Source organism: Massilia pseudoviolaceinigra, assembly GCF_030846505.1.
GTDB classification, from domain to species: Bacteria; Pseudomonadota; Gammaproteobacteria; order Burkholderiales; family Burkholderiaceae_D; genus Telluria_A; species Telluria_A violaceinigra.
On sequence record NZ_JAVCWL010000031.1, the window covers coordinates 1 to 26,140 of the forward strand.

23 protein-coding genes are annotated in these 26,140 nt (G+C 63.1%); 2 read left to right on the plus strand and 21 right to left on the minus strand.

The annotated features are described in order from the left end of the window. Nucleotides 1-83 precede the first annotated feature (83 nt). A complete protein-coding gene (gene lexA, locus RBA40_RS25270) occupies nt 84-719 on the plus strand; it encodes a transcriptional repressor LexA (protein WP_166871454.1) in 636 nt (211 codons plus the stop codon). 34 nt (nt 720-753) lie between these two features. On the opposite strand, the gene RBA40_RS25275 is transcribed toward lexA, so the two are convergent. The 7 genes from RBA40_RS25275 to accD all read right to left on the minus strand — a co-directional run bounded on the left by RBA40_RS25275 (nt 754) and on the right by accD (nt 8,223). After that, nucleotides 754-1,479 carry a tetratricopeptide repeat protein gene (locus tag RBA40_RS25275; protein WP_306650937.1) on the minus strand — a complete coding sequence of 242 codons (726 nt, stop codon included), beginning with the start codon at nt 1,477-1,479 and terminating at the stop codon, nt 754-756. Between the two features lie 94 nt (nt 1,480-1,573). After that, nucleotides 1,574-2,812, minus strand: coding sequence for a cystathionine gamma-synthase family protein (locus RBA40_RS25280; protein ID WP_306650939.1), 1,239 nt, complete (start codon nt 2,810-2,812; stop codon nt 1,574-1,576). A gap of 3 nt (nt 2,813-2,815) precedes the next feature. Continuing rightward, nucleotides 2,816-4,336, minus strand: coding sequence for an amidophosphoribosyltransferase (gene purF, locus RBA40_RS25285; RefSeq protein WP_306650941.1), 1,521 nt, complete (start codon nt 4,334-4,336; stop codon nt 2,816-2,818). A 41-nt stretch (nt 4,337-4,377) separates the two neighbouring features. Then, nucleotides 4,378-4,863, minus strand: a complete 486-nt coding sequence (locus RBA40_RS25290; protein WP_306626330.1) for a CvpA family protein — start codon at nt 4,861-4,863, stop codon at nt 4,378-4,380. 25 nt (nt 4,864-4,888) lie between these two features. Continuing rightward, on the minus strand, nt 4,889-5,935 hold the full coding sequence (locus tag RBA40_RS25295) for an SPOR domain-containing protein (protein ID WP_306650942.1): 1,047 nt from the start codon (nt 5,933-5,935) through the stop codon (nt 4,889-4,891). 10 nt (nt 5,936-5,945) lie between these two features. Next, on the minus strand, nt 5,946-7,244 hold the full coding sequence (gene folC / locus RBA40_RS25300; RefSeq protein WP_306650944.1) for a bifunctional tetrahydrofolate synthase/dihydrofolate synthase: 1,299 nt from the start codon (nt 7,242-7,244) through the stop codon (nt 5,946-5,948). A 106-nt stretch (nt 7,245-7,350) separates the two neighbouring features. Then, on the minus strand, nt 7,351-8,223 hold the full coding sequence (gene accD, locus RBA40_RS25305) for an acetyl-CoA carboxylase, carboxyltransferase subunit beta (protein WP_054263957.1): 873 nt from the start codon (nt 8,221-8,223) through the stop codon (nt 7,351-7,353). 72 nt (nt 8,224-8,295) lie between these two features. Between accD and RBA40_RS25310 the strand changes: the two genes are divergently transcribed. After that, entirely contained in the window at nt 8,296-8,631 is a 336-nt protein-coding gene (locus RBA40_RS25310; protein ID WP_306650946.1) for a TIGR02450 family Trp-rich protein, read from the plus strand. Between the two features lie 84 nt (nt 8,632-8,715). Here RBA40_RS25310 and RBA40_RS25315 read toward each other — a convergent pair whose 3' ends face one another. The 14 genes from RBA40_RS25315 to RBA40_RS25380 all read right to left on the minus strand — a co-directional run bounded on the left by RBA40_RS25315 (nt 8,716) and on the right by RBA40_RS25380 (nt 26,123). Continuing rightward, nucleotides 8,716-11,244: a cellulose binding domain-containing protein gene (locus RBA40_RS25315; RefSeq protein ID WP_306650948.1), complete on the minus strand. Its 2,529-nt coding sequence runs from the start codon at nt 11,242-11,244 to the stop codon at nt 8,716-8,718. Nucleotides 11,245-11,516: 272 nt separating this feature from the next. After that, the gene (locus tag RBA40_RS25320; protein ID WP_306650949.1) at nt 11,517-11,903 is read right to left on the minus strand and encodes an addiction module antidote protein; all 387 of its coding nucleotides are present in this window, start codon (nt 11,901-11,903) and stop codon (nt 11,517-11,519) included. After that, nucleotides 11,903-12,121 (minus strand): type II toxin-antitoxin system RelE/ParE family toxin, encoded by a 219-nt coding sequence (locus RBA40_RS25325; protein ID WP_306650951.1) that lies wholly within the window; start codon nt 12,119-12,121, stop codon nt 11,903-11,905. Before RBA40_RS25325 ends, RBA40_RS25320 begins: the two co-directional genes overlap by 1 nt. A 226-nt stretch (nt 12,122-12,347) precedes the next feature. After that, nucleotides 12,348-13,145, minus strand: coding sequence for a tryptophan synthase subunit alpha (trpA, locus tag RBA40_RS25330; protein ID WP_306650953.1), 798 nt, complete (start codon nt 13,143-13,145; stop codon nt 12,348-12,350). A gap of 63 nt (nt 13,146-13,208) precedes the next feature. Further along, nucleotides 13,209-14,456 (minus strand): tryptophan synthase subunit beta, encoded by a 1,248-nt coding sequence (trpB, locus tag RBA40_RS25335; protein ID WP_306650955.1) that lies wholly within the window; start codon nt 14,454-14,456, stop codon nt 13,209-13,211. A gap of 312 nt (nt 14,457-14,768) precedes the next feature. Beyond that, nucleotides 14,769-15,431, minus strand: coding sequence for a phosphoribosylanthranilate isomerase (locus RBA40_RS25340; RefSeq protein WP_306650957.1), 663 nt, complete (start codon nt 15,429-15,431; stop codon nt 14,769-14,771). 10 nt (nt 15,432-15,441) lie between these two features. Beyond that, the gene (truA, locus tag RBA40_RS25345) at nt 15,442-16,239 is read right to left on the minus strand and encodes a tRNA pseudouridine(38-40) synthase TruA (RefSeq protein WP_306650958.1); all 798 of its coding nucleotides are present in this window, start codon (nt 16,237-16,239) and stop codon (nt 15,442-15,444) included. A gap of 27 nt (nt 16,240-16,266) precedes the next feature. After that, nucleotides 16,267-19,128 carry a motility hub landmark protein FimV gene (locus tag RBA40_RS25350; RefSeq protein WP_306650959.1) on the minus strand — a complete coding sequence of 954 codons (2,862 nt, stop codon included), beginning with the start codon at nt 19,126-19,128 and terminating at the stop codon, nt 16,267-16,269. Between the two features lie 324 nt (nt 19,129-19,452). Next, a complete protein-coding gene (gene asd / locus RBA40_RS25355) occupies nt 19,453-20,580 on the minus strand; it encodes an aspartate-semialdehyde dehydrogenase (RefSeq protein ID WP_306650960.1) in 1,128 nt (375 codons plus the stop codon). A 30-nt stretch (nt 20,581-20,610) separates the two neighbouring features. Continuing rightward, nucleotides 20,611-21,681: a 3-isopropylmalate dehydrogenase gene (leuB, locus tag RBA40_RS25360; protein WP_306650961.1), complete on the minus strand. Its 1,071-nt coding sequence runs from the start codon at nt 21,679-21,681 to the stop codon at nt 20,611-20,613. Nucleotides 21,682-21,701: 20 nt separating this feature from the next. Beyond that, nucleotides 21,702-22,349 carry a 3-isopropylmalate dehydratase small subunit gene (gene leuD / locus RBA40_RS25365; RefSeq protein ID WP_306650962.1) on the minus strand — a complete coding sequence of 216 codons (648 nt, stop codon included), beginning with the start codon at nt 22,347-22,349 and terminating at the stop codon, nt 21,702-21,704. Between the two features lie 67 nt (nt 22,350-22,416). After that, nucleotides 22,417-22,539: an entericidin A/B family lipoprotein gene (locus RBA40_RS25370; RefSeq protein ID WP_306650963.1), complete on the minus strand. Its 123-nt coding sequence runs from the start codon at nt 22,537-22,539 to the stop codon at nt 22,417-22,419. Between the two features lie 23 nt (nt 22,540-22,562). Beyond that, nucleotides 22,563-23,966, minus strand: coding sequence for a 3-isopropylmalate dehydratase large subunit (gene leuC, locus RBA40_RS25375; RefSeq protein ID WP_099876083.1), 1,404 nt, complete (start codon nt 23,964-23,966; stop codon nt 22,563-22,565). Nucleotides 23,967-24,131: 165 nt separating this feature from the next. Next, entirely contained in the window at nt 24,132-26,123 is a 1,992-nt protein-coding gene (locus RBA40_RS25380) for a DUF805 domain-containing protein (protein ID WP_306650964.1), read from the minus strand. Between the last annotated feature and the right edge of the window lie 17 nt (nt 26,124-26,140).

Below are 26,140 nucleotides of genomic sequence, written 5' to 3' on the forward strand. Positions count from 1 at the left end.
GCCTGTTCGGCTAATTAACCCTTGCATTGCGCGAAATACTGTACAAAAATACAGTCTGTTCATACACACAGCCCCGCATATCGATGATCAAGCTAACTCCAAGGCAAGAACAAATCCTCAACCTGATCAAGGACGCGATCGAGAACACGGGCTTTCCTCCCACCCGTGCCGAAATCGCCAATGAACTGGGCTTCAAGTCGGCCAACGCGGCCGAGGAGCATCTGCAGGCGCTCGCGCGCAAGGGCGCCATCGAAATTTCGCCGGGTACCTCGCGCGGCATCCGCCTGATCGGCGCCAGCGTCGACGCCATTCCCATGCCGCCGCCGAACCTGCTGATGTCGCTGCCGCTGGTCGGGCGCGTGGCCGCCGGTTCGCCCATCCTCGCGCAGGAGCATGTGGAAGCGACCTACAGCGTGGACCCGGCGATGTTCTCGTCGCGTCCCGATTTCCTGCTCAAGGTGCGTGGGTGGTCGATGCGCGACGCCGGCATCATGGATGGCGACCTGCTGGCCGTCAAAAAGGTCGACAGCGCCAAGAATGGCCAGATCGTGGTGGCCCGGATCGGTGACGATGTCACCGTCAAGCGCTACAAAAAGACCGGCTCGCTGATCGAACTGCTGCCGGAAAATCCGGACTTCAAGGTGATCCACGTCGATCCCGCAACCGACGAGTTCGCGCTGGAAGGCCTGGCGGTAGGGTTGATGCGCAGCTGGAACTGAGCGTGCGGGCGCGGTTTCACCGCGCCCTTGCCGCCTAGTCGCCCTTGCGCGGCGCGGTCGTCGCCGCTTCGGTGACGATGCGGTTGTGTTCCTTGATATAGGCGTCGGTGGCACTGCGCCACGCGCCGAAGTCGGCCAGCACCAGCTTGGCCGAGACCTTGGCGTTTTCGGCGATGCCCGCATACACGCCTTCCAGATACACGCGCGACTGCTCGGTTTCTTCCTTGGTCAGCAAGTCGGCCACATCCTTGGGAATGCGCTTGGTCAGCGGGCTGGCCTCGTTCAGGTTGCGCACGAAGCTGTTGTAGCAATCCTGCCAGGCAGCGACCTTGGCCGACACGCTTTCGATTTCTTCGTTTTGCTTCGACATGGCGGGAATGCGCGGCGCCGGGCAACGGAACTGGCCCGTTGTCAGGTCGGCGCCATCGTATTTGCCGATCCAGTAATCCAGGTCGGCACGGCGCGCATTGCGCTTTTTGATCATCTCCAGCGAGCCGGCGGCGGTCTTGTTGCCCTTGGCTGCGGATTTCTTGAACCAGGCTTCGGCCTTGGCCAGGTCGACCGTGCCGGCCTCGCCGTAAAAATACATCTCGCCCATGTGCAGCTGCGCTTCGGCGTTGCCGGCGTTGGCCAGCTTGGTGTACAGCTGCAGCGCTTGCGGATACGCCTTTTTCGCGAACAGTGCGTTGGCGTCGGCCAGTTCGTCCGCGTGCGCCACGCCAGCGAGCATCAAGCCCAGGCAGAACAGGTATTTCTTCATCGCGTGTAGGACCTTGTATTTGTACGAACCATGTGGTCGAACCCGCATCGTTACCAGATGACATGGCAGGCCGGAGCGCGCCGTCCTGCCCCGTTCAATCCAGCGCGGAGCGGAAGTCGTCGAGCAAATCGGCGGTGTCTTCGATGCCGACCGAAACCCGGATCAGCGATTCGGCGATGCCCATGCTGGCACGCCGCTCGGCGCCCATCTCGAAGAAGATGGTGTGCGACACCGGAATCACCAGGGTGCGCGTGTCGCCCAGGTTACTGGCGGAGATACCGAGCTTGAGGCGATTGAGGTAATCGAAGCAATCGATGCCGTCTTTCAGTTCAAAGCTGAACAGCGAACCGTAAGCCTTGAACAGACCACTCGCCAGCGCGTGCTGCGGATGCGATGCCAGGCCCGGGTAATACACCGCCGCCACGCGCTCGTCGGCTTCGAGCATGCGGGTGACCGCCAGTGCGCTGGCCGAAGCGCGCTCCATGCGCAGCGCCAGCGTTTCCGCTCCCACCGCGATATGGTGAGCCGCTTCCGGCGCCAGCGAAGCGCCGAAGTCGCGCAGGGCCTTGGCGCGCAACTGCGCCATGCCCCACTGCGCCGGCGGATTGCGCTTGTAGTTGGCCGCAATGTTCGGGAACGCGCTCCAGTCGTATTCGCCGGTGTCGGTCAGGCTGCCGCCGAGCGCATTGCCGTGGCCTCCGATCGACTTGGTCAGCGCGTTCACCACCAGCCCCGCACCGACCGTTTTAGGCCGGAACAGGTAGGGCGACGTCATGGTGTTATCGACCACGAACAGAATGCCGCGTTCCTTGCACAGCCGGCCGATGCGCGCCAGGTCTGCCACCTGCGTGCGCGGGTTGGCGATGGTTTCGACGAACACCAGGCGCGTGGCCGGCGTGAGCGCGGCTTCCACGTTGGCCACGTCGGTCGCATCGGCAAACGCCACCTCGACGCCCTGCCCGGCCGCCGTTTGCCACAGGCTGTTCGTATTCCCGAACAGGAACGACGACGACACGATGTGGTCGCCGGCGCGCAGCAGCGCCTGGAACACGGCGCCAATCGCACCCATCCCGGTCGCGAAGCACAAGGTCGATACGCCATCTTCCATCTTGGTGATCTTGTCTTCGAGCGCGGAGATGGTCGGATTGCCCTGGCGGCCGTAGCGAAAGCCCGGCTCCTTCCCCTGGAACACCGATGCCAGCTGGCGCGCGTCGTTGTAGCCGAAGGTGACCGACGTGTGAATAGGCTTGTGCAGCGACCCATGCTCGATCGGCTTTTGCCGGTCGTTGTGCAGAATGGTCGTGGTGAAGCCGTAGCTTTTCTTCTCGCTCATCAGTTACTCGGCGGTCGCCAGGTTCAGGTTCAACTGGGTGCGCGCCGCGTCTTCCGCCGGAGCGGCTTTCGGATTGTGGCGCGCGAACTCCAGCCGGTCCAGATACGCGGGCGTGACGTCGCCAGTGACGTACACGCCGTCGAAGCAGGATGCCTCGAAGCTGGTCAGCGCCGGGTTCACGTCCGAGATCGCGCGCTTGAGCGCATCGACGTCCTGGTACACCAGGGCGTCGGCCGTGATCTCGCGGCACACTTCCTCGGTGCTGCGGCCGTAGGCGATCAGTTCATCACGGGTCGGCATGTCGATGCCGTACACGTTCGGGAACAAGACCGGAGGCGCGGCCGATGCGAAGAACACATTGCGTGCGCCCGCTTCACGCGCCATCTGCACGATTTCCTGGCTGGTGGTGCCGCGCACGATCGAATCGTCGACCAGCAGCACGTTCTTGCCCTTGAATTCGGAACCGATCGCGTTCAGTTTCTGGCGTACCGACTTGCGGCGGATCGCCTGGCCCGGCATCAGGAAGGTGCGGCCGATGTAGCGGTTCTTGATGAAGCCTTCGCGGTACTCGACGCCGAGTTTGAGCGCCAGCTGGATGGCGGCAGGACGCGAGGAATCGGGAATTGGCATGACCACGTCGATCTCGCCCGACTTGAACTGCTGGCGCACCTTGTCTGCCAGGTACTCGCCCATTTTCAGGCGCGTGGCGTAGACCGAAGCACCGTCGAGGATCGAATCCGGGCGGGCCAGGTACACGTACTCGAACGCGCAGGGATTGAGCGACGGGTTGTCGGCGCACTGGCGTTCGTGCAGCTTCATGTCCATGTCGATGAACACCGCTTCGCCCGGCGCGATATCGCGCAGGAAGCGAAAGCCCATGCCTTCCAGCGCCACCGATTCGCTGGCCACCAGGTATTCGGTACCGTTGTCGGTTTCGTTGGTGCCGATGCACAGCGGACGGATGCCGAACGGGTCGCGGAAGGCCAGCAGGCCGTGGCCCGCGATCTGGGCGACAACGGCGTAGGCGCCGCGCACGCGCCGGTGCACCGCTTGCACTGCCTTGAAGATGGAATCGGGATCGAGCGTGAAGCCGGTGGTCGATTCCTGGATTTCATGCGCCAGCACGTTAAGCAGCACTTCCGAGTCGGAATCGGTGTTGATGTGGCGCCGGTCGTTGCGGAACATTTCGGACTTGAGCTGTTCCTGATTGGTCAGGTTGCCGTTGTGCGCGAGCGTGATGCCGAACGGCGCATTCACGTAGAACGGCTGCGCTTCTTCCTCGCTGGACGAACCGGCGGTCGGATAGCGGCAGTGGCCGATGCCCGAGTTCCCCTGCAGCGAACGCATATTGCGCGTGCGGAAAACGTCGCGCACGAGGCCATTGGCCTTGTGCATGGAAAACATATTGGAATGACTGGTTGCGATCCCCGCCGCATCCTGACCGCGGTGCTGCAACAGCAGCAAAGCGTCATACAGCACTTGATTGACGGGGTTATTCGAGACGACGCCGACGATGCCACACATGGTGCGCTCCTAGAGACTGGACCTACTGATTTTAAAAAATATCAAAACTGAACATGCCGCGCCAAATCAGCGGGCAACAATGTCTTTACCATCCGCGCGCCCTCCTCCGCCATGGGGCTCGATACCGCCTTGGTCCAAAAGGCCTGCTTGGGCAGATCGGTCATGCCGCACAAGATGACAGCGGCCAGCACGATCACAACCCCACGCGCGAGGCCGAACGTCGCTCCCAGCAGGCGGTTCGCCGGACTCAATCCCGTGGCCTTGACCATCAGGTCGACCGCCATCATGACCAGTCCCATCAGGATGCGGGTGCCGAGGAACAGCGCCACGAAAGCGACCATCAGACGCACCGTTTCGCCGGGGATCACCGACAACATGGGCGCGAGCTGGGCGCCGTAGGCGTTGGCGACGACGAACGCCACCACCCAGCTGATCAGCGACAGGATTTCCTTGACCAGGCCGCGCAGCGTGCCGATGATCACCGAGGAAATGAGAATCACCAGCACCACATAATCGAACTCGGTCACCTTGCGTGCGCCCCAACGTGTGTCATCAGCCCGGGACCATGATGCCCGACAGTCCCATCTTGCTTAACTTGGCGCGCACTTTTTCGGCTTCATCCTTGCTGAACGGGCCCACCTGCACGCGAATCCGGTCGCCCGACTGGGTCGGTATCTTGTGCGTGAACGAGCGGATGCCCGCGCCGCTCAATTTAGCCTGCAATTCGTTGACTTTTTCCTGAGTCGCCAGCGCGGCGACCTGCACCACGAAGCGCTGGTTCTCGTCGACGGCTTTCTCGGGCGCCTTGCCTTCGAGGATGGAGATGGCGCGCTGGGCGTCCGGCACCGGCGGCTTGACGGCCGGTTTTTCCTTTTCCTCGACCTTGGGCGGCACCTTGGCGAGCGGCTTCTCAACCGGCTTCTCGACTGGCTTGTCGACCGTTTTTTCGACGTGTTTTTCGGGCGCCTTCTCGACGTGCTTGACCTCGGCGACTTTCGGCCCCGGCTTCGCCTTCTCAGGCTTGACCTCGGGCTTGGCCTCGGGCTTGGCCACGACTTTAGGCTCGGGCTTGACGACCGGTTTCGGTTCCGGCTTGACTACCGGCTTGACGTCGGGCTTGGCCACGGGCTTGACCTCGGTCTTGACCTCTTCCTTCGGCACCGGCCTTTCTTTCGGCAGCGTCACCAACGGCACCGGCGGTACATCAACGATTTCTTCGCGTTTGTCGAGCGCATCGGCGGCAGCCACGGCGCGCGGCTGCGCCTGCGGCGCGACCTTGTCCTTGGAGGGAATGCGGATATCGATGTCGCCGGCCAGCGGTTTGGGTTCGGAGTCGAGCACCATCGGCAAGCCGACCGCCACGCCGAGCGCCAGCGCAATGGCGCCTACCAGGCGGCGGCGCGCACGCTTTTTCTCGGGCAGAACGGGATCGGCAGCGGCGCGCGCATCTTTGCCGCGGCGCGCTGCGGGTTCGCCGGCGGACGATGCGCGTTTGGAACGGGCACGGGCGGCAACGCTGTCGTCGTCCGACTTGGAATAATAGCCACTATCTTCCGTGGATTCTTGCTTGTTTTTATTGAGGAACGAGAACAAGCCCATGCGTTTTTCTTCAGTGATGTGAGGATTTTCGGGCAGCCATGACACCGGCGACGGTGTAGAAGGAGCCAAAGACCACAATTCTATCATTCTCCCCGGCTCGACTCATTGCATTTGCAAAAGCCTGGGCCGGATCGGCGAAGGTTGTGACGCTGCGCTCGCCCGGTTTGGCGTCGCCCGGCGGCAGCGCCGCCAGCGTACCGGCCAAGGTTTCCGGGTCGGCCGTGCGCGGCGATGGCAGGTTGGCCACGCACCAGTGGTCGACATATTGCGCCATCGGGGCAACAACGCCATCGATATCCTTATCCTGCATGATGCCGAATACGGCATAGGTGTAGGGATGAAAGCCCATGTTGCCCAGGTTCTGGGCCAGCGCCGACGCCGCGTGCGGGTTGTGGGCGACGTCGAGGATGACGGTCGGGCGTCCCGGCAGCACCTGGAAGCGCCCCGGCAGCTCGACCACCACCAGCCCGGTGCGCACTTCCTGCGCGCCCACCGGCAGTTCGAAGCGCAGCACTTCGAGCGCGGCCAGCGCGGCCGAGGCGTTGAGCAGCTGATTGGCGCCGCGCAGGCTCGGGTAGGCCAGCGAATTGCGGCGCTGTTCGCGCCCGCCGTAGTTCCATTGCTGCTTGTCGCCCGAATAATTGAAGTCGCGCCCCAGCAGCCACAGGTCGGCGCCGATCGCTTCGGCGTGGGCGATGAGGGTCGGCGGCGGCACCGGGTCGCTGCAGATGGCCGCTTTGCCGGGGCGGAAAATGCCGGCTTTCTCGAAGCCGATTTCGTCGCGCGTGGTGCCGAGGAAGTCGGTGTGGTCGATATCGATCGAGGTGACGATGGCCACGTCGGCGTCGATCACGTTGACCGCGTCCAGGCGCCCGCCCAGGCCCACTTCCAGGATCGCCACGTCGAGCTTCGCGCCGGCCAGCAGGTGCATGATGGCCAGGGTGGTGAATTCGAAGTACGTTAGATCGATGTCGCCGCGCTGCGCCTCGACGGCGTTGAAGCTGGCGATGAGCGCTTCATCGGACGCCATGTCGCCGTTGATGCGGGCGCGCTCGTTGAAGTCGAGGAAGTGCGGCTTGATGTACAGGCCCACCTTGTAGCCGGCGCGCAGCAGGATCGCTTCGAGCATCGAGCAGGTCGAGCCCTTGCCGTTGGTGCCGGCCACCATGATGACCGGGCAGTTGAAGGCCAGATTGAGGCGCTCCTTGACCTGGCGCACGCGCTCGAGGCCCATGTTGATGTGGACTTCGGCGTGGCGCGATTCGAGCAGGGCCAGCCAGTCGGGCAAGGTGGTGGGGAGAGTGGACATGGAATGAACCTGTAAAAACAACGGCGGCTCATGGAAGCCGGGCATGCATGCCCGTCCGCCATGAACCGCGATAGAACAACTGGCGTGAACCAGTCAGAATAGCCGATCAGGCCAGGACTTCAACCGCCTGGTCTTGCAGCAGCGCGAGCAGGCGCGCGATTTCTTCGCGCATCTTGCGGCGGTCGACGATCATGTCGACAGCGCCCTTGGTGACCAGGAATTCGGCGCGCTGGAAGCCTTCAGGCAGCTTTTCGCGCACGGTGTTCTCGATCACGCGCGGGCCGGCAAAGCCGATCAGCGCTTTCGGCTCGGCGATGACGACGTCGCCCATGAACGCGAACGACGCCGATACGCCGCCCATGGTCGGGTCGGTCAGCACACTGATGAACGGCAGCTTTTTCTCGGACAGCTTGGTCAGCATGGCCGTAGTTTTTGCCATTTGCATCAGCGACAGCAAGCCTTCCTGCATGCGCGCGCCGCCGGTGGCGGTGATGCAGATGAACGGCACTTTTTGTTCGAGCGCGATCTGGGCGCCGCGCACGAAGCGCTCGCCGACCACGGAACCCATGGAGCCGCCCATGAATTCGAACTCGAAGCAGGCCACGACCACCGGCAGGCTCATGATGGCGCCGCCCATGACGATCAGCGCATCGGTCTCGCCTGTCGCTTCCATCGCCGCTTTCAGTCGGTCGGGGTATTTTTTGCTGTCTTTGAACTTGAGCGTATCGACCGGCAGCGTTTCCTGGCCGATTTCATAGCGGCCGCCTTCGTCGAGCAGGCCGTCGAGGCGCTCGCGGGCGCGGATGCGCATGTGGTGGCTGCACTTCGGGCAGACGTGGAGATTCGATTCGAGGTCGGTACGGTACAGGACGGCTTCGCAGGAGGGGCACTTGACCCACAGGCCTTCGGGCATGGTCTTGCGCGCGGCAGCGTCGGAACGCTGGATTCGTGGGGGCAGTAGTTTCTCTAACCAACTCATACATTCTCCTTCTGCGGCAACTTAGTGGTCGGTAGTTTAGCCGTTAAGACCCTGCTTGTCGAACACAACGGAATGAAAATTGCTCATTTGATATTCTTTTCGGTCGTGGCACGCGTATTGGATCGTCAACTCATCTGTGGGGTTCCGCGTGCGGCGCGAAGGCGTGCGATGCGCTATGCTCCACGCATGAATCCCTTGCATCCTAAAAAATTACTGCTTTCAAAATGGACGGCGCTCGCTCCCGTGAACAAGGAGAAGCATTTTATCGTGATCAAGGTGATCGAGCCCGAACAGCCCGGCGAGGCCGTGGAGTGGGTCGATATCGATGCCGTTCACAGCCGGCAGACGCGGCGCATCGCCTGGAAAACGCTACGCGACGAAACGCAGTGGCGCCAGGGCTGGCTGTAAGGAAAGCGCAGCCGGGTCGACGACCCGGCTGCATGCGGCGCAAGTGAATACTCACTCGGCGCCCACCTGGTGCGAAGTGAACGCTTACCTGGCTGCCTTGGCGCAAGTGGTACCGCCCAGCACCGGCACCTGGGTGCCCGCGCTGCCGCTGGTGCCCTGGAAACCGAACTCGACGGTTTGGCCCGGCTGGATCATCCCGTTCCAGCCCACGTTGGTGGCCGTGTAGGGGTTCGTTCCGCTCAGGACCGCATTCCACATGCTGGCCACTTTCGAGCCATCCGGGTAGGTCCAGCTCACGCTCCAGCCCTGCATGGCGCTGGTGCCGCGGTTGGTGATCTGCACTGCCCCGTTAAACCCACCCGGCCACTGGCTGCGCACCTGATACACGCACTGGTTGGTCGGCGTCGGCGTTGGCGGCGGTTCGACCGGTGGCGGCGGATCGATCGGCGGCGTCGTGGTTCCGCCGGGAACGCCCATGGCGATGCCGCGTCCGGCGGTACTCATGTACACAACGCCGTAACGGTTCATGTCGCCGATGACGAACTGGCCGTTGCCCGGTCCGCCGTACTGGTGAGCATCATCGTTGACGCGCACCCAGGTGGCGCCGGTATCAACCGAGCGGTGCACCCCTTTCACGCCGCCGACCGTACCCCAGATAAACACCGTCGGGAAGCTTGCGCCCGGCGCTGCGGCGCCGAAGCCGACCGCGGCGGCATAACTCACGCTGCCGATGCTGCTGAAGTTCGCGCCCGAATCGGTCGAGCGCGCAAGTCCGGCACCATACAGCGGCACCCACAGCTCGCCTTCGCGGTTCGGCACCGCGCGGATCACCTTCGATCCGCCCGACTGCAGGGTGGCTTTCGGCGCGAACGACACGCCGCCGTCGGTACTGACGAACATGCGCCCGTTGTCATAGGCGTAAAACTTGCGCGGGTTGACGGCATCGGCCACCGGACGCGCGCTGGTGACGTTCAAGCCATTCACCGCGGTCCAGCTCGATCCGAAGTCGGTCGAGCGGTAGCTGGTGGCCGAACTGTCCGGGCTGTGCAGCAACACGGTGCCGTCGGACGAGAGCGCGACCTGGCCGTTCTTGCCGTTCATCAGCGCACTCTTCTTCCAGGTGGCGCCGGTATCGGTTGAGTAATACATGCCCGGATTATCGTTGCCGCCCGCCCGCGCCAGCACCGAGGTTTTGCGCGCAGCAAAATCGAGGCCGGTGGTGCTGCCCATCGATGGCGTGTGGATCGGCGCATAGCGGGTCGGATCGGTGTGGCGGAAGCCATCGTAGTCGCCGATCACCGACACCAGCGGTCCACCCGGGATGCTGACCAGGTTGAGCGGCACGGTTTCTTCCAGCCCGGCGACGTTGAAGGTCCAGGTGGCCGGGGTCGCGTTGATATTGGCGGTCTTGAAGATGCCGTTTCCGGACGACACCCACGCCGCCTTGGTATCGAAAGGATCGAGCTCGACCGTGCCAGCCCAGTGGATCGCCTTGTCGCCCACCCACGACACGCCCGCGCTATCCTTCGCAAAACCGCGGGTGATCACGTCGGTCCAGCTGGCGCCGCCGTTGGCCGAGGTGTAGATGCGGTCGCCCCAGGCGTTGCCCTGCTGCTGGTAGGTGTTGACGGTGGACGCCACCAGGTTGTTCGGATTGTCGGGCGCCACGCTGATGCCGCTGAACGCCGAACTGATCCCGGCCGGCGTGACGTTGGTCCAGGCGCCCGTGCCCACGTTGTACTTCCAGATCTGGCCGCGGTCCATCGGTTCCGGCTGGGCCCAATGGCCGTGCGGACCGGCGCCGTTGGCGTAGGTGACGTACAGGTTGCCATCGCTGGCGCGCGCCACGCGTTGCGGCATCAGGTCGGTCGGGGCGCCGGCGACAGGTGCGAAGGTCTTGCCGCCATCGTTGCTGCGGTACAAATTGGGGGCCACGTAGCCGAAGCGCGACACGCCCACCACGATGCGCTGGGCCGCGCCGCCCACCACGCTGGACGGGTCGAGCGAGACGAAGTTGATCCCGTTTTCGTTGGGCGTGGTGGTCACGTTCAGGCTGGCCACGCGGGCCCAGGTGGCGCCGCTGTCGACGCTCTTGAACAGGCCATTGGCGCGGGTGCCCACGTACAGGATGTTGCTCGAACCGGGATCGACCTGCAGGCGTTCGCCGCTCTGGCGGCCCATGCCGTTGCCGTGCGCCTTGAACAGGGCCGTGACATCGGTCTTGATGAAGGTTTTGCCGTAATCCGAGGAACGCAGGATCATGGTCTTGCCGTTGTTGAAGTAGCCGATACCGGCCAGCATGTACACCTTGGCCGCATTTTTCGGGTCGAGGGCAATCGATTCGATGCCCAGCAGGCCCGTTTCATCTTCCGACGCCCAGTCGATCAGCGGCACCCAGCGCGCGGCGGTGTTGTCCCAGCGATAAGCGCCGCCGACATCGGTGCGGGCGTAGGCCAGTCCTTTTTGCGTCTTGCTCGGAATTACCGCCGAGACGAAACCACCGCCGCCCATGGCGACACTGTTCCACTGGTAAGTTTCGGATGCGGCTGAGGCCGGTGCTGAGGCGGCGGCGCACAAGGCGCAGGCGGCTGCAATCGTCGAGAGTCGATGCATGAAAGTCATGGGATTCGCTTTTCTTGGTGGCGTTGGGGATGAAAACGTTTTCAGTTGTTGGCGGAGGCTATGCTATGCCGCGTATGTACGCGTGTCCAATCCTTATTTTGCGAGGAAAATGGTGGAAACTGGACGAATTAGCATGGTTTACGGGCAAATTTTGCGAGCCGTAAGCAAGAGGTGATGACGGGAGTTGAAGAAGCAATTCTGGTCCGGAATGAAGCGTGGAACTGCCATCGGTGGCGAGGCCGACTCAGTCATTCATTTTCGGGCTATGAAGGGCTGTCTGGCGTTTCGCTCGACATTGCGGGATCGCTGGACGTCCCGCTAGGCTCGACAACCAGCCGCAATCCTAGCGACTTCATCACCTGCATCACCGTGGCGAGGCGCGGGGCGCTATCTTCGCAAAGTGTGTTGTACAGCGCGTCGCAGTTGTCGCCGACACCCGGTGCGATGCTGGTCTTGGCACGGGCGCGCGCAACCGTACTGAGACCGCGGACGAACATTGCCACATCTTCCTCATCCAGGTACACGTTCAGGTAAGCGGTGATCTCTTCGTCGGAATCAAGATGGTCTGCGGCATCGAACCGTGGCAAGGCATTGATCGCGTCCATGTCAAATGCGGGCGTCGCCGCAATCGCTTTCTCACCAGTTTTCATCACCGCAGCTCCCAAATGGCACTGCTCAAATGCCTTGGCGCGTTCCCTTGCCGCACGGATATCCGCTTGCTGGCCATGCTTGGTACGCCACCCAACAGCAGAATGATTTGCTTACCTACCAACATATAATAGATTCGCCAACCAGCGCCGAAGTCGATCTTCGCTTCCCACACGCCGCCGCCAACGGACTCGACATGACCGAATAAACCAAATTCCATTCTCAAGCCGAATCCTGATACGGGCCTTGACGGTTTTATCCTTGATGCCTGCAAAGAATCGTGTAAACGCTGCGTGCTCTCGGAGGATGAACATTTTAGTGTATTCGGTCGATTACACCATGTCAAAGAGATGTGCGAAACATTCTTTGTCACGGGTCAAGGAGGAGATCCACGACCCATTCTACCGACAGCACCTCCGCGCACGAGTCGACCTGCGTCAAGCTTCTCAGCTATCGAGCGCGCTACGAATTCCCGCAACAAAACGCTGCACCGCCTCGACCGCCTGGTCCTTCGGGGTCGCCTCGATCTCCTGGATGATCCGGCTGCCAATCACTACCGCGTCGGCCACCTGCGCCACCGCCCTGGCGGTCTCGCCATCGCGAATCCCGAAACCGACGCCGATCGGCAGCTTCACATGCTCGCGAATCGGCGCCAGGCGGCGCGCCACATCCTCAACGTCGATATTGCCCGCGCCCGTCACGCCCTTGAGCGACACGTAGTAGCTAAAGCCGCTGCCGAATTTGGCCACCTGCGCGATGCGCTCCGGCGTCGACGTCGGCGCCAGCAGGAAGATCAGATCGAGCTCACTGGCGCGCATCGCCGTGGCAAACTCCTCGCACTCCTCGGGCGGATAATCGACCACGATGGCGCCATCGGCCCCCACCTCTTTGGCCCGCGCGATAAAGGTGTCGGTGCCAATGCGCTCGATCGGATTGGCATAGCCCATCAGCACCACCGGCGTGCTCTGGTTGGTCTTGCGGAATTCGCGCACATAGCCGAACACGTCGCCGATGCCGACATTGAACTTGAGCGCGCGCTCGCAGGCGCGCTGGATGACCGGGCCTTCGGCCATCGGATCGGAAAACGGCACGCCCAGTTCGAGGATGTCGGCGCCGCCGGCAACGAGGGCGTGCATCAGCGGCACGGTCATTTCGGGACCCGGGTCGCCCGCCGTGATAAAGGTGACGAGCGCGGTTTTTTTACTGGCCGCCAAGGCGGCAAAGGTTGGTGCGATTCTGGACATGGCGATGCTTTCTTTTAGGGTGGTCGATAAGGTCGGACTTCAGTGCACGATCAAGCTGAAAAATCAGCTGAAATCGAGCCCCATCCGCTCCGCCACCGTGTGCATGTCCTTGTCGCCGCGGCCCGACAGGTTCACCAGGATCAGCTGCTCCTTGGGCAGGGTTGCCGCCAGCTTGGCCGCATACGCCAGCGCGTGCGACGACTCCAGCGCCGGGATGATGCCTTCGATATGGCAGCAGTCATGAAACGCCTGCAGCGCTTCGTCATCGGTCACCGACACGTACTGCGCGCGTCCCAGATCCTTCAGCCATGCGTGCTCCGGCCCCACGCCCGGATAATCGAGGCCGGCCGACACCGAATGCGTCTCGATGATCTGGCCATTCTCGTCCTGCAGCAAATAGGTGCGGTTACCGTGCAACACGCCTGGAATGCCGGCCGTGAGCGAGGCCGAATGCTTGCCCGAATCGAGTCCTTCGCCGGCCGCTTCCACGCCAATGAGCTTGACGTTCTTCTCGTCGATGTAAGGATAAAAAATCCCCATCGCGTTCGAGCCGCCGCCGATACAGGCCAGCACGTAGTCGGGCTGGCGTCCGGCCAGTTCCGGCATCTGCACCAGGCATTCCTCGCCGATGACCGACTGGAAGTCGCGCACCATCATCGGATACGGGTGGGGACCGGCCACCGTGCCGATGATGTAAAAGGTGTTTTCGATGTTGGTGACCCAGTCGCGCATCGCTTCGTTGAGCGCGTCCTTGAGCGTCTTGGAGCCCGATTCCACCGGCACCACGGTCGCGCCCAGGAGCTTCATGCGGTACACGTTCTGGGCCTGGCGCTTGACGTCTTCGCTGCCCATGTAGACCACGCATTCGAGCCCGAAACGGGCGCAGATGGTGGCCGTGGCCACGCCGTGCTGGCCGGCGCCGGTTTCGGCGATGATGCGCGGCTTGCCCATGCGCTTGGCCAGCAGTGCCTGGCCGATCACGTTATTGATCTTGTGCGCGCCGGTGTGGTTCAGGTCTTCGCGCTTGAAGAAAATCTGCGCGCCGCCCTGCTGGTCGGACCAGCGCTTGGCGTGGTAAATCGGCGACGGGCGGCCGACGAAGTGCTTGAGCTCATAGCGGAATTCGTCGAGGAACTCGGGGTCATGGCTGTATTTGGCGTACGCCTCTTTCAGCTCGGCCAGCGCGTGAGTGAGCGTTTCGGCGACGAAGGAACCGCCGTACGGGCCAAAATGGCCGCGCGCATCGGGGAGCTGGTAATCGGAAGTCTGGAAAATCGGGGCGGCAGGGCCGCGCGCAGGTGCATCTTTCATGGGTATGCTCGCTTTCGAAGGTGATATCGGCAGGCCGGCCGCAGCCGCGAAGGCGGCGGTCCATGGCTGGAAAAACAGGGGGCGTGACCAGCCCCGCGTCAATCGCGTTTAGTACGCCCGAGCCACCACACAAAACGACCCGAGGCGCGCGTTCTTTTGGAATGAGTAACCAAATCGCAGCCTTTCCTGCACCACCGTGGATGTCATCTGCGTAAGGGCGAAACCCCGCTGCGGGTGACTGGTAGTGCGGTATTGTTGAACGTATTCTAGCAAATCGGCGCCGTTTGTGGTGGCGCCGACGCATCAGGCGCTTCAGGCCCCGTGATCGGCCAACCGTACGGCGCCGGTGAAAGCGTCGATCTTGGCGGCATCCTTGATGCCCCTGGCCTGTTCGACGCCACTGCTGATGTCGACCGCGTACGGACGCACCTGGCGCACCGCGCCGGCCACCGTGTCGACCGTCAGGCCGCCGCTCAGCACCACGCGCGGCGCCAGTTCGGCCGGAATGACGGCCCAGTCGAAGACTTTTCCGGCGCCGCCGTAGGCGTCCACGAAGGTGTCGAGCAGCAGGCTTGAGAACAGCGGGCTGGCGGCACGGCACAGCGCCTCTTCGGCCAGCAGGTCGGCGCCGGTGGTCTCGGGACGCACGCGGAACACGCGCATGAATGGACGGCCGACCGCGGCGGCAATCGCGGCGCACTGCTCCACCGTTTCGTCGCCATGGAACTGCAGCTGCGCAAACGGCGCCGTGGCGGCAACCGCCCTCACCTCGTCGATGCTGGCGTTGACGAACAGCGCCACCGTGGAGACGAACGGCGGCACCGCCGACATCAACGCGCCGGCCTGCGCAGGGGTGACATGGCGCGGGCTTTTCGGATAAAACACGAAGCCGAGTGCGTCGGCGCCCGCGGCCACTGCGGCCTGGACGTCTTCGGGGCGGGTCAGCCCGCAAATCTTGATGCGTGTGCGTTGCATGAATGGCCTTTTAAAACCAGGGCAGTGGACGGGCCGCCTCGTGCGGCAAGCCCCATTTGGGATCGTAGTCGATCTTGGCCAGGTACAGGCCATCGGGCATGAAAGTGGGCGCGGCGTCGTTGCGGTCGCGCCCTTCGAGCACGTCCTGCAGCCACGCAGGCGAATGACGGGCCTGCCCGACGTAGATCAGGGAGCCGATCAGGTTGCGCACCATGTGATGCAGGAACGCGCTGGCGCGCAAGGTGAACACGATCACTTCGCCATGCCGCTCGATATCGACCGCGTGCATCTGCTTGACCGGCGACTTGGCCTGGCATTGCGAGGAACGGAAAGCGGAAAAATCATGCGTGCCGACCAGGCACTGCGCGGCGGCGCGCATCAGGTCCACGTCGAGCGGGCGAAATACCCAGCCGGCGCGGCCCACCAGCAGCGGCGAGCGGATCGGGTTGTTGTACAGGACGTAGTGATAGGTGCGCGCAAAGGCGGCAAAGCGGGCGTGGAATTCCTGCCCCGGATGCTCGGGCAGTTCGGTGGCCCAGCGCACGGCGATCGCGTCGGGCAAAAAGGCGTTCACGCCGCGCACCCAGGATTGCATGCTGCGCGACAGATCGGTGTCGAAGTGGACCACCTGTTCGAGCGCGTGAACGCCGGTATCGGTACGGCCGGCGCAGGTGGTACCCAGCTCGACGCGCGCGAATTTTTCGAGCGCGATTTCGAGCCGGTCCTGCACCGTGTTGCGGTCTGGCTGCTTCTGGTAGCCGTTGAAGGCGGTACCGTCGTACTGGACTCCCAGTGCTATTCGCTTCAATCTAGATCCAGTAACAGCCGTGGTTCATCAAGCCAGCTTGATGCGCATCTCGTTCGCCTTCGCCACCTGGGAAGCGCTGCCGCCCTTGATGACTTCGTCGAGCAGTTCGCGTGCACCTTCCTTGTCGCCGATTTCCTGATAGGCGATGGCCAGGTCAAGCTTGGTCTCCATCTCCATCTGGACCGCCGTCAGTTCGCCGGCCGGCATGTCGCTGGCGCTGCCGATGTCGTTGAAGTCCGGCAGTGCGGTGGTGTCGGCGCTGCTGCCTGCGGGCAGATCGAGGTCGAGCGAGTGCATGTCGAAGTCCTGCGCGGCGTTGGCCTTGGCGGTCTTGGTGTCGGCAGCAAACGGATCGTCGTTGGCCAGGCTAGGCACGGCGCCCGGCGTGGTCGATTGCGGCAGGTCGAAGTTCATGCCATCGAGGTTGAAATCGTCGTCCGCTTGCGGCTTCGACAGGCTGACCGTGCTGGCCGCCGGCGCTGGTGCGCTGGTCGCCGGAGCATTGAAGTCCATGTCGAAATCCATGTCCGGCGTGTCTGCCTTCACTGGCTCGACGTGGACCGGCGCTGCCGCTGGCGTGTCGAACGACAGGTGATGCTCGTCCATGACTTCCGCTGCCGGCGTCACCACCGGTTTGGTGTCGGGAACTGGCTCGAAGCTCATGCCGCCCAGGTCGAAGTCGAGGGTGTGCTCTTCGGCTGCCTTGGCCGCTGGCGCTACCGGTGCCGGTGCAACCGGCGTGGCGGTGGCGTCCTTGCTCAGGTCGAGGTCGAGGTCCATCAGCGCGCTGTGCGGACCGTTGTCGATTGCCGAAGCATCGAACTGGTCGGCCAGATCGACGCGCTGATTGCTGTCGGCCGCTGCCGCGCTGCTGCCGGCGCTGGCGTACAGCGGGTTCATCGCATCGATCGACAGGCCCAGTGCAGCCGCTTGTGCCCACTCGTCGCCCTGACCCTTGGTCATGCCGTACAGTTCGCTGGCCTGGCTTTCGAACGCGCGCTGATCCTTGCGGGCGGCGTAGATTTCCAGCAGTTTCAGGCGGACCGGGTAGCGGTCGGGATGGGTACGCAGCGCTTCCTTGAGGATCTCTTCAGCCTGGGCATCGCGGCCGTAGGCGATGTAGACGTCGGCTTCGGCGACCGGATCGACTTCATTGGTGTCGAGCTGGCTGGCCGATGGGGCGAAGCTGGAGTTGAACACGCTGTTGTTGGTGTCCACGCTCTGGCCGCCGGTTTCGGCGAACAGGGAGTGCGCCTGGTCGGTCGGCGCGCCGAGGATCGACGGCTCCGACGGATTGCGCTCGACCTGCTTGCGTTCGCGCCATTTCGACAGGCCGAACAGGCCGGCCAGCAAGGCAACGATGGCAGCGACCACGAGGACGATGTTTTCCATCAGCATGTCGAAGAAGCTTGGCTCCGGTGCTGGCGCTGCCGGCTTGGCCACTGGCGGCGGTGCAGGCACGACGGCCGGTGCCGGCACGGGCGCATCGGCAACCACTGGCGCAGGCGTCACTGCTGGCGGGGTCGCTGCCGGCGGGGTGACAGGCGGCGTCACGGCGGCAGGCGGCGGCACCGGCACGGCCGCTGGCGGCGGTGTGACGACCGCTGGCGTGGCAGCAGGCGCGGCGACCGGCGGCTTGGCGCTGACCACTTCCGTGATCGGCGTCTTCGGCGCGGTGGCGCCGGCGGCGGTCTTGCTCTTGACCGTCATGATCTTTTCGAGATCGCCAACGTTCTTTTCCAGTTCCTTGACGCGCTTGGTGGCGTCGGCCATGGCTTTTTCTTTGGCGATCTTGTCTTCCGGTGTCAGCGCGCCGGTTTTGCCGGCGGCGTCGGTCGCGCCGGTCGCTTTCGACAGCTTGAGCTGGTCTTTCGATTCGTTGGCGGCGGTTGGACGCTCGGCCACCTTGGCGGTGATCTTGCCGGCGGCGCTCTGGGTTTTTTCAGGCTCCTTGTCGGCCGAACCGCTGGCGACCTGGCCAGCGAGCTTGTTGCGGTACGCGTTGAAGTCGGTGGCATGGGCCACAACGACGCCGCGCGCTTCGCCTTCGGAACCCTTGATCGATGCCGCCTCGGGCACCGCCAGGATCTGGCCCGATTTCAGGCGGTTCATGTTGTTGCCTGCAAAGGCGTCCGGATTGGCGCGGTACAGCGCGACCAGCATCATGTCGAGCGAAATATCGGCCGGCTTGATTTGCGCCGCGATCTTGCCCAGCGTATCGCCACGCTTGACCTTGTACTCGCTGTCGCCCTCGCCCCTGCCGGCAGCACGCTGCGGCTCTTGCGATGGCGCGGCCTTCGGCTCGGCTGCCTTCGGTTCCGCAGGCGTTTCGGCGGGCGGCTTGGCGGCGCTCGCCGGTCCGGTCTTGGCGCCGGCCTTGGCACCAGCCTTGGCGCCGTTGCGGTTACCCTGCGAGAGCACGTCGACCGGCGCGGATACTTGCGCGGTCTGGGTCGAACGCATTTCGACAGGATCGAGCAGGAAGGTGTATTCGCGGACCAGTCGGCCCGACGAACCCCAGTTCAATTCGAGCAACATATCGACGAACGGTTCGTTGACAGGCTGCGAAGAAGTGACTTTGATGAACTGGCGGCCGCCGCGCTGCTCGACGCTGAAACGCAGCGACAGCAAGGCAGGATTGAAATCGATATTGGCTTGACGGAAGGCTTCTGCCGGGGCCAGCTTGGCGGTCAGACCGCTCGCTTCGTCATTGGCAACCGAGGTCAGTTCGATCTCTGCGTTCAGGGGCTGGCCGAGTGAGGACAGTACGGTCAGTTTACCGAGACCTGCCGCGTATGCCGAGGTGGACAGAAACACCGCACTGGCGACAGCGCCTGTGAGGGTTTTCAACGCGAACGAAGTGAGCTTGGAGCGAGTGTTTAAATGCATAGTTGGCGGCATCATGAGTTGACGGGGGAGAAGGCTGGTTTCCCGGAGGTCTCAACATATCATCATGCACTAGAGCATGCAAGTTTTTGGAGCAACTATGTCGGGCAGTTGCTCACTAAATACGCAATTTCGCGCTTTCTGTAACAGCTCACTCAGAACCGCATTCATGCCGTTATGTCAAGTACCTTGCAAGATTTAACAACTGAATTATCAAGAAGGATACGAAAAACCGTGGTAACGGTGGCTAAAAACGCAAGTCTCGCGCCGGCCACCGCTGCCGTGTTGTGCACTGATTGCATGCACAACACGCAATTCTACACGTATTTACTTGTCCAGAATAATCCGCAGCATGCGACGCAACGGTTCGGCCGCGCCCCACAGCAACTGGTCGCCCACGGTGAAGGCTGACAGGTACTCGCCGCCCATCGACATCTTGCGCAGGCGGCCGACCGGAATGGTCAGGCTGCCCGTGACCGCCGCCGGCGACAGGTCGCGCACCGACGCTTCGCGCGTGTTCGGCACTACCTTCACCCACTGGTTGTTGGCGGCGATGATGTCGTTGATCTCGTCGAGCGGCACATCCTTTTTCAGCTTGATGGTCAGCGCCTGCGAGTGGCAGCGCATCGCGCCCACGCGCACGCACAGGCCATCGACCGGAATCTCGGTGCTGCCGAAGGCCGCGCCCAGGCCCAGGATCTTGTTGGTCTCGGCGCCGGCCTTCCACTCTTCCTTCGACTGGCCGTTGCCCAGGTCCTTGTCGATCCACGGAATCAGGTTGCCGGCCAGCGGCGCACCGAACTGCTTGATCTCCTCGGCCGACATGCCATGCTGGGTCGCCAGCACGGTGCGGTCGATTTCCAGGATGGCGGCAGCCGGGTTGTCCAGCAGCGCTTTGACCGATTGATTGATGGTGCCGAACTGGGTCAGCAGCTCGCGCATGTGCTGCGCGCCACCGCCGGACGCGGCCTGGTAGGTCATGGAACTCATCCAGTCGACCAGATTGTGCTGGAACAGCCCGCCCAGGCCCATCAGCATGCACGACACGGTGCAATTGCCGCCGATGTAGTTCTTCACACCCTTGGTCATCGCGTTCTTGATGACGTCAAGGTTGACCGGGTCGAGCACGATGACGGCGTCGTCATTCATGCGCAGGGTCGAAGCGGCGTCGATCCAGTAGCCGTTCCAGCCGGACGCGCGCAGCTTCGGAAACACCTCGCTGGTATAGTCGCCGCCCTGGCAGGAAATGATGATCTCGCATTTCGACAGCTCGGTAATGTCGGTTGCGTCTTTCAGGGTAGTCTCGTTCTTCGCCATCGCAGGCGCTTTACCGCCCGCGTTCGACGTAGTGAAGAACACCGGTTCGATGTGGGCGAAATCGCCCTCGTCCTGCATGCGCTGCATCAGGACCGAACCAACCATACCGCGCCAACCTACCAAGCCTACTAATTTCATCTTCTTTCCTCGTTATTGTTAAAGACCGCTTTACCCAAGCGCCTTGACCACTGCATTGCCCATTTCCTCGGTACCGACTTTGGTGGTACCGGCTTCAAAAATATCCGCCGTGCGCAAGCCTTGCGCCAGCACTTTTTTCACCGCGTTCTCGATGCGGTCGGCCTGCTCGGCTTTGTTGAGCGAAAAGCGCAGCATCATCGCGGCCGACAAAATCGTCGCCAGCGGATTGGCGATGCCCTTGCCGGCGATGTCCGGTGCCGAACCGTGCGACGGCTCGTACAAGCCCTTGTTGCTGGCGTCGAGCGAGGCCGATGGCAGCATGCCGATCGAACCGGTGAGCATGGCCGCGCAGTCGGACAAAATATCGCCGAACATGTTCCCGGTGACCATGACGTCGAATTTCTTCGGCGCGCGCACCAGCTGCATCGCCGCGTTATCGACGTACATGTGATCGAGCTCGATGTCCGGGTACTCCTTGTGCACGTCGGTGACGATGTCGCGCCAGAACTGGAACGTCTCCAGCACATTGGCCTTGTCCACGCTGGTCACGCGCTTGCTGCGCTTTTGCGCGGCCTGGAAGGCCACGTGCGCGATGCGGCGGATTTCCGTTTCGGCGTAGCGCATGGTGTCGAAGCCTTCGCGCTCGCCCTTGAACGGGCCGTCCGGGCATTCGCGCACGCCGCGCGGCTTGCCGAAATAGATGTCGCCGGTCAGTTCGCGGATGATCAGGATGTCCAGGCCCGACACCACTTCGGGCTTCAGGGTCGACGCCCCGGCCAGTTCCGGATACAGGATGGCCGGACGCAGGTTGGCGAACAGCGCCAGCTCCTTGCGCAGGCCCAGAATGGCCTGCTCCGGGCGCAGCGAGCGCTCCAGGGTATCGTATTTGAAGTCGCCGACGGCGCCGAACAGCACCGCGTCGGCGCTCTTGGCCAGCGCCAGCGTGGCCGGCGGCAGCGGGTGGCCGTGGGCGGCGTAGCCGGCGCCGCCGACGTCGGCGGTCTCCATCTCGAATTGTTCGCCAAGGACGTTCAGTACCTTGACCGCTTGCGCCATGATTTCAGGGCCGATGCCGTCGCCGGGCAGGATTGCAATCTTCATGTGATCTCTTTTTCTTGTGTTCAGATGACGTTGGCCAGCCAGGGCTGGGCCGCCAGGTGGCGCTCTTCGAAGGCGCGGATCTCGTCCGCGTGGCGCAGGGTCAGGCCGATATCGTCCAGGCCATTCATCAGGCAGTATTTGCGGAACGGGTCGATCTGGAAGTCGTAGCTCACCGCGCCGTTCGAGGTGGAGATGCGCTGCTGTTCCAGGTCCACCACCAGCCGGAAACCCGGGAAAGCCTTCACTTCGTTGAACAGATGCTCGACCTGCGACTCGGCGAGGACAATCGGCAGCAGGCCGCTCTTGTAGCAGTTGTTGAAGAAAATGTCGGCGAAGCTCGGTGCGATGATGGCGCGAAAACCGTACTGGTCGAGCGCCCATGGCGCGTGTTCGCGCGAGGAGCCGCAGCCGAAGTTCTTGCGCGTGAGCAGAATCGAAGCGCCCTGGTAGCGCGCCTCGTTGAGTACGAAGTCGGGATTGAGCGGCCGGCCGCTGTTATCCTTGCCCGGCTCGCCGTGATCGAGATAACGCCATTCGTCGAACAGATTGGGGCCGAAGCCGGTGCGCAGGATCGACTTGAGGAACTGCTTGGGAATGATCGCATCCGTGTCGACGTTGGCGCGGTCGAGCGGGGCCACCAGGCCTTCGTATATCGTAAATTTATCCATGGTCTTTTGCAGTGTGGGCGCGCCCCCGCCTGCGCGGGAGCGACGCGGCGGTCCGCGGATCCGCCTGTTATTTTTTGCCGGCGCCGTCTATCTTCTGGCCGACTTTTTGAATGTCCCTGCCAAAGCCCGATACGGTATTGCAACCGGTGAGCAGCAGTGCGATGGCAAACAGGGCAAACAGCTTTTTCATTACAAACTCACAGACGATGGATGTTAGCGCAGTGCGCGCACGTCGACGAAATGGCCGGTGATGCCGGCCGCCGCCGCCATGGCAGGCGATACCAGGTGGGTACGCCCGCCCTGCCCCTGGCGACCTTCGAAATTGCGGTTCGAGGTCGAGGCGCAGCGCTCGCCCGGCTCGAGCCGGTCGGCATTCATGGCAAGGCACATCGAGCAGCCTGGCTCACGCCATTCGAAGCCCGCGTCCTTGAAAATCTTGTCCAGTCCTTCGCGCTCGGCCTGGTCTTTCACCAGTCCGGAGCCCGGCACCACCAGCGCCAGGCGCACGTTGGACGCGCGGTGCTTGCCGCGCACCACGGCCGCGGCCGCGCGCAAGTCTTCGATGCGCGAATTGGTGCACGAGCCGATGAACACCTTGTCGATGCGGATGTCGGCGATCGGCGTGTTTGGCTTGAGGTTCATGTAGACCAGCGCCTTTTCCATGGCGTCGCGCCGCACGGCGTCTTTTTCCTGGTCGGGATCGGGCACGCGGCCATCGATCGAGGTGACCATTTCGGGCGAGGTGCCCCAGGTGACCTGCGGCTTGACGTCGGCGGCATTGAGCAGCACGACCATGTCGAACTGGGCGCCCTGGTCCGAATGCAAGGTGCGCCAGTAATCGACCGCGCGGTCCCAGTGCGGACCGCTTGGTGCGTACGGGCGGCCCTTGACGTAATTGATGGTGGTGTCGTCCACGCCGATCATGCCGGCGCGCGCGCCAGCTTCGATCGCCATGTTACAGACCGTCATGCGCCCTTCCATCGACAGCGCGCGGATCGCCGAGCCGCCGAATTCGATGGCGTAGCCGGTGCCGCCGGCGGTCCCGATCTTGCCGATCACGGCCAGCACGATATCCTTGGCGGTCACGCCGGCCTGCAGCGCGCCGTCGACCTGCACCAGCATGGATTTGGATTTCTTGGCCAGCAGCGTTTGCGTCGCCAGCACGTGCTCGACTTCGGACGTGCCGATGCCGTGCGCCAGGCAGCCGAAGGCGCCGTGGGTCGACGTGTGCGAGTCGCCGCACACCACCGTCATGCCCGGCAGCGTCGCGCCCTGCTCGGGACCGATCACGTGCACGATGCCCTGGCGCTTGTCGTTCATGTTGAAGTACGTCAGGCCGTAACTCTTGGAGTTGGCGTCCAGCGTTTCGACCTGCAGGCGCGAGGTGGGGTCGGCGATGCCGTCCTTGCGGTCGGTGGTCGGCACGTTGTGGTCTGCCACCGCCAGGTTGGCCGAATTGCGCCATAGCTTGCGGTTGGCGGCGCGCAGGCCATCGAAGGCCTGCGGGCTGGTCACTTCATGCAGCAGATGGCGGTCGATGTAAAGCACCGTCGTACCGTCGTCGTCGGAACGCACGACGTGCGATTCCCAGAGTTTGTCGTAGAGCGTTTTTATCATGATGGTTGGTCTTAGGCGACTGCATGAATCGAGTACTGCATTTGATTATGCCATATTTGTGCAGCGCAGTAGTCCTTGCCCCATTTTGATACTTTTGGAGTTTTTGATACGCCTTTACTGAAGTTTATTCACTTAATGTATCGGGTCGACGAACGATAGCTTGCCTTAGCGTGTCATGCTGAATGATCGAAGGAACTCGTCGACCCTGGCCACCGATGCCGGATCGTTCTTCGACAATGCCAGCGCCATATAGGTTTTGGAGCCGGACACGGCAAACCGGGCCGAGCGCATGATTCCGCCCGGAAGCCGTACCTTGACCTCGCCTCCCGGATGGTCCATGAAGCGCAGGCTCATCCTTTCACTCACCAGTTCGCCCTCGGCGCCGATCACCGCCGCCCGCATCCCTACCGTAACGAGCTGGGCGTCGAGCGGCGTGTGCCCATAGTCGACCACTTGCACCAGGTAGATCCGCCCCTCTACCGTGGCGCCGAATTGCTGCATGAGGCCGCTGCCGGGGCGCTGTCGCAGCGCCTCCGGCGTGATCACTTCCTCAGGCTTGCCAGGAAAATCGACGGTCATGTTCTTGTCGGGCGAGACCCAGAACCAGACGTTCGGGTCGACCGGCGTGGTGCGGTCGAGGTCACGTACCGGATTGGGAACCTGGCCGTTGCCGAAACCCTTCTTCTGTAAATGCAGCCCGATGGAAGCAGCCTGGAGGAAGATGAGCAGCCCTGCGCCGATCTTGACCAGGTTGGAATCTGGACCGGGCGCCTCGCCGTAATCGTTATCGCCGTCGGTGCCCGGGACGAAACAATAGATGATCATCGCACCGCTCCAGAACATGACGGAGGCGACGATGACGAAATACTCCTTGCCCAGCACCCCGCCAAGGCCGATGGCCGCGATGAGCCCGAGCAGCCATTTTCCGCTCAGGTTCACGTCGTGCAGGCGCAGCACCATCAGGCGCATGCAGAAGAACATCGACAAGGGAACGCCTGTCAGGATCGCGGCAGTGCCGATGCGCGACATTTTCTGCGCCATGGAGGGGACCAGGATGGCCAGCAGGATCAGCGGCAGGAAGACCGGCAGCGAGTATGCCAGCGCGCGCAGGCGGCCGATGCGGCCCCGCATCGAGAAGCCGAACACGCCCGGCTCGTCCTGCGCTTGGCTTACCCCGGCGCGGCCGGCGCCTGACGCCGGCGCGCCAACCACCTCGGCCCACGCCGCAACGATGTCGACGCGGCTCAGGAACCACGTGTACAGGGCCCGGTTTTTCTCGAAAGCGTCTGCCCCTGCACGAATAGCAATCGACACCACGATGCCGTCGACACGCACCAGGGCGAGCAGGTAGCGGCTCTCCAGTTCGTCGCCGGGGAACGTGCCGGTAAATTCGATCGCCTTGCCGGTGACCCGGTCACCCCATTCGGCGCCGTGGAGGCCATACGCTTCGCCGGCCTGCCTCAGATAGCGCATTTCGTGCTTGACCACAGCAAGGCGCATGTCGACCCATTTGCTGAGCGAGACGTCGGGACGAAGATAACCGATCGCTTCGAGCACCGTGCCGCTGGCGTCGTCGTGAAAGCGCAAGCCGTTCGACATGGTGGACTGGCGCCACTCGGCCGGGACGAAGAATTCGAGGCCGAACTTGGGGATCGTGACGTTGCGCGGCTTGAGCGCGGCGATATCGAGCGCTCCGTCGGCCTGCCGCCGTACCGGGGGCGGCGCCACCTTCGCGGGGACCACCGCTGCCGGCGCAGGACCCGGCCCGCCCGCCCTGGCGGCGGCCTTGGCCAGCGACGCTTCGATGCCCTTCCTGAGCCACTCGACCCGGTCCCGGGCGATGTCGAAGGTACGGTCGCTCAGAGCGACCAGGATGCCCGCTTCGGCGTGCAGCATGCGCACCACCTCGGCGCCCGACAGCGAGGCGATAACGCTGCCGTGATGCTGCTCGACGCGCTCGCGCACTTCCGAGATCAGGATCGACTGCCCGGTAGCGCCGGTGCTGCCGGACAGGCGCAGCGTGATGCTGCCCGCGGCGCTGCCGGGCGGCCGGATGACCGGGACAAAAAATTTGGTACCAACGAATTTTTTCCATGCCGGATTCAACGATCCGTCCGCCTGCGCGGCGATGAGCACCTGCTCGAAATCTTGCGGCATCTAATAGCAACTTTCAA

Excerpts from the sequence above, each read along its gene's own strand:
- lexA (WP_166871454.1), top strand. The coding sequence starts at position 84 with ATGATCAAGCTAACTCCAAGGCAAGAACAAATCCTCAACCTGATCAAG.
- RBA40_RS25275 (WP_306650937.1), bottom strand. The coding sequence starts at position 1,479 with ATGAAGAAATACCTGTTCTGCCTGGGCTTGATGCTCGCTGGCGTGGCG.
- RBA40_RS25280 (WP_306650939.1), bottom strand. The coding sequence starts at position 2,812 with ATGAGCGAGAAGAAAAGCTACGGCTTCACCACGACCATTCTGCACAAC.
- purF (WP_306650941.1), bottom strand. The coding sequence starts at position 4,336 with ATGTGTGGCATCGTCGGCGTCGTCTCGAATAACCCCGTCAATCAAGTG.
- RBA40_RS25295 (WP_306650942.1), bottom strand. The coding sequence starts at position 5,935 with ATGGGCTTGTTCTCGTTCCTCAATAAAAACAAGCAAGAATCCACGGAA.
- folC (WP_306650944.1), bottom strand. The coding sequence starts at position 7,244 with ATGTCCACTCTCCCCACCACCTTGCCCGACTGGCTGGCCCTGCTCGAA.
- accD (WP_054263957.1), bottom strand. The coding sequence starts at position 8,223 with ATGAGTTGGTTAGAGAAACTACTGCCCCCACGAATCCAGCGTTCCGAC.
- RBA40_RS25310 (WP_306650946.1), top strand. The coding sequence starts at position 8,296 with ATGAAAATTGCTCATTTGATATTCTTTTCGGTCGTGGCACGCGTATTG.
- RBA40_RS25315 (WP_306650948.1), bottom strand. The coding sequence starts at position 11,244 with ATGCATCGACTCTCGACGATTGCAGCCGCCTGCGCCTTGTGCGCCGCC.
- RBA40_RS25320 (WP_306650949.1), bottom strand. The coding sequence starts at position 11,903 with ATGAAAACTGGTGAGAAAGCGATTGCGGCGACGCCCGCATTTGACATG.
- RBA40_RS25325 (WP_306650951.1), bottom strand. The coding sequence starts at position 12,121 with ATGGAATTTGGTTTATTCGGTCATGTCGAGTCCGTTGGCGGCGGCGTG.
- trpA (WP_306650953.1), bottom strand. The coding sequence starts at position 13,145 with ATGTCCAGAATCGCACCAACCTTTGCCGCCTTGGCGGCCAGTAAAAAA.
- trpB (WP_306650955.1), bottom strand. The coding sequence starts at position 14,456 with ATGAAAGATGCACCTGCGCGCGGCCCTGCCGCCCCGATTTTCCAGACT.
- RBA40_RS25340 (WP_306650957.1), bottom strand. The coding sequence starts at position 15,431 with ATGCAACGCACACGCATCAAGATTTGCGGGCTGACCCGCCCCGAAGAC.
- RBA40_RS25350 (WP_306650959.1), bottom strand. The coding sequence starts at position 19,128 with ATGCATTTAAACACTCGCTCCAAGCTCACTTCGTTCGCGTTGAAAACC.
- asd (WP_306650960.1), bottom strand. The coding sequence starts at position 20,580 with ATGAAATTAGTAGGCTTGGTAGGTTGGCGCGGTATGGTTGGTTCGGTC.
- leuB (WP_306650961.1), bottom strand. The coding sequence starts at position 21,681 with ATGAAGATTGCAATCCTGCCCGGCGACGGCATCGGCCCTGAAATCATG.
- leuD (WP_306650962.1), bottom strand. The coding sequence starts at position 22,349 with ATGGATAAATTTACGATATACGAAGGCCTGGTGGCCCCGCTCGACCGC.
- RBA40_RS25370 (WP_306650963.1), bottom strand. The coding sequence starts at position 22,539 with ATGAAAAAGCTGTTTGCCCTGTTTGCCATCGCACTGCTGCTCACCGGT.
- leuC (WP_099876083.1), bottom strand. The coding sequence starts at position 23,966 with ATGATAAAAACGCTCTACGACAAACTCTGGGAATCGCACGTCGTGCGT.
- RBA40_RS25380 (WP_306650964.1), bottom strand. The coding sequence starts at position 26,123 with ATGCCGCAAGATTTCGAGCAGGTGCTCATCGCCGCGCAGGCGGACGGA.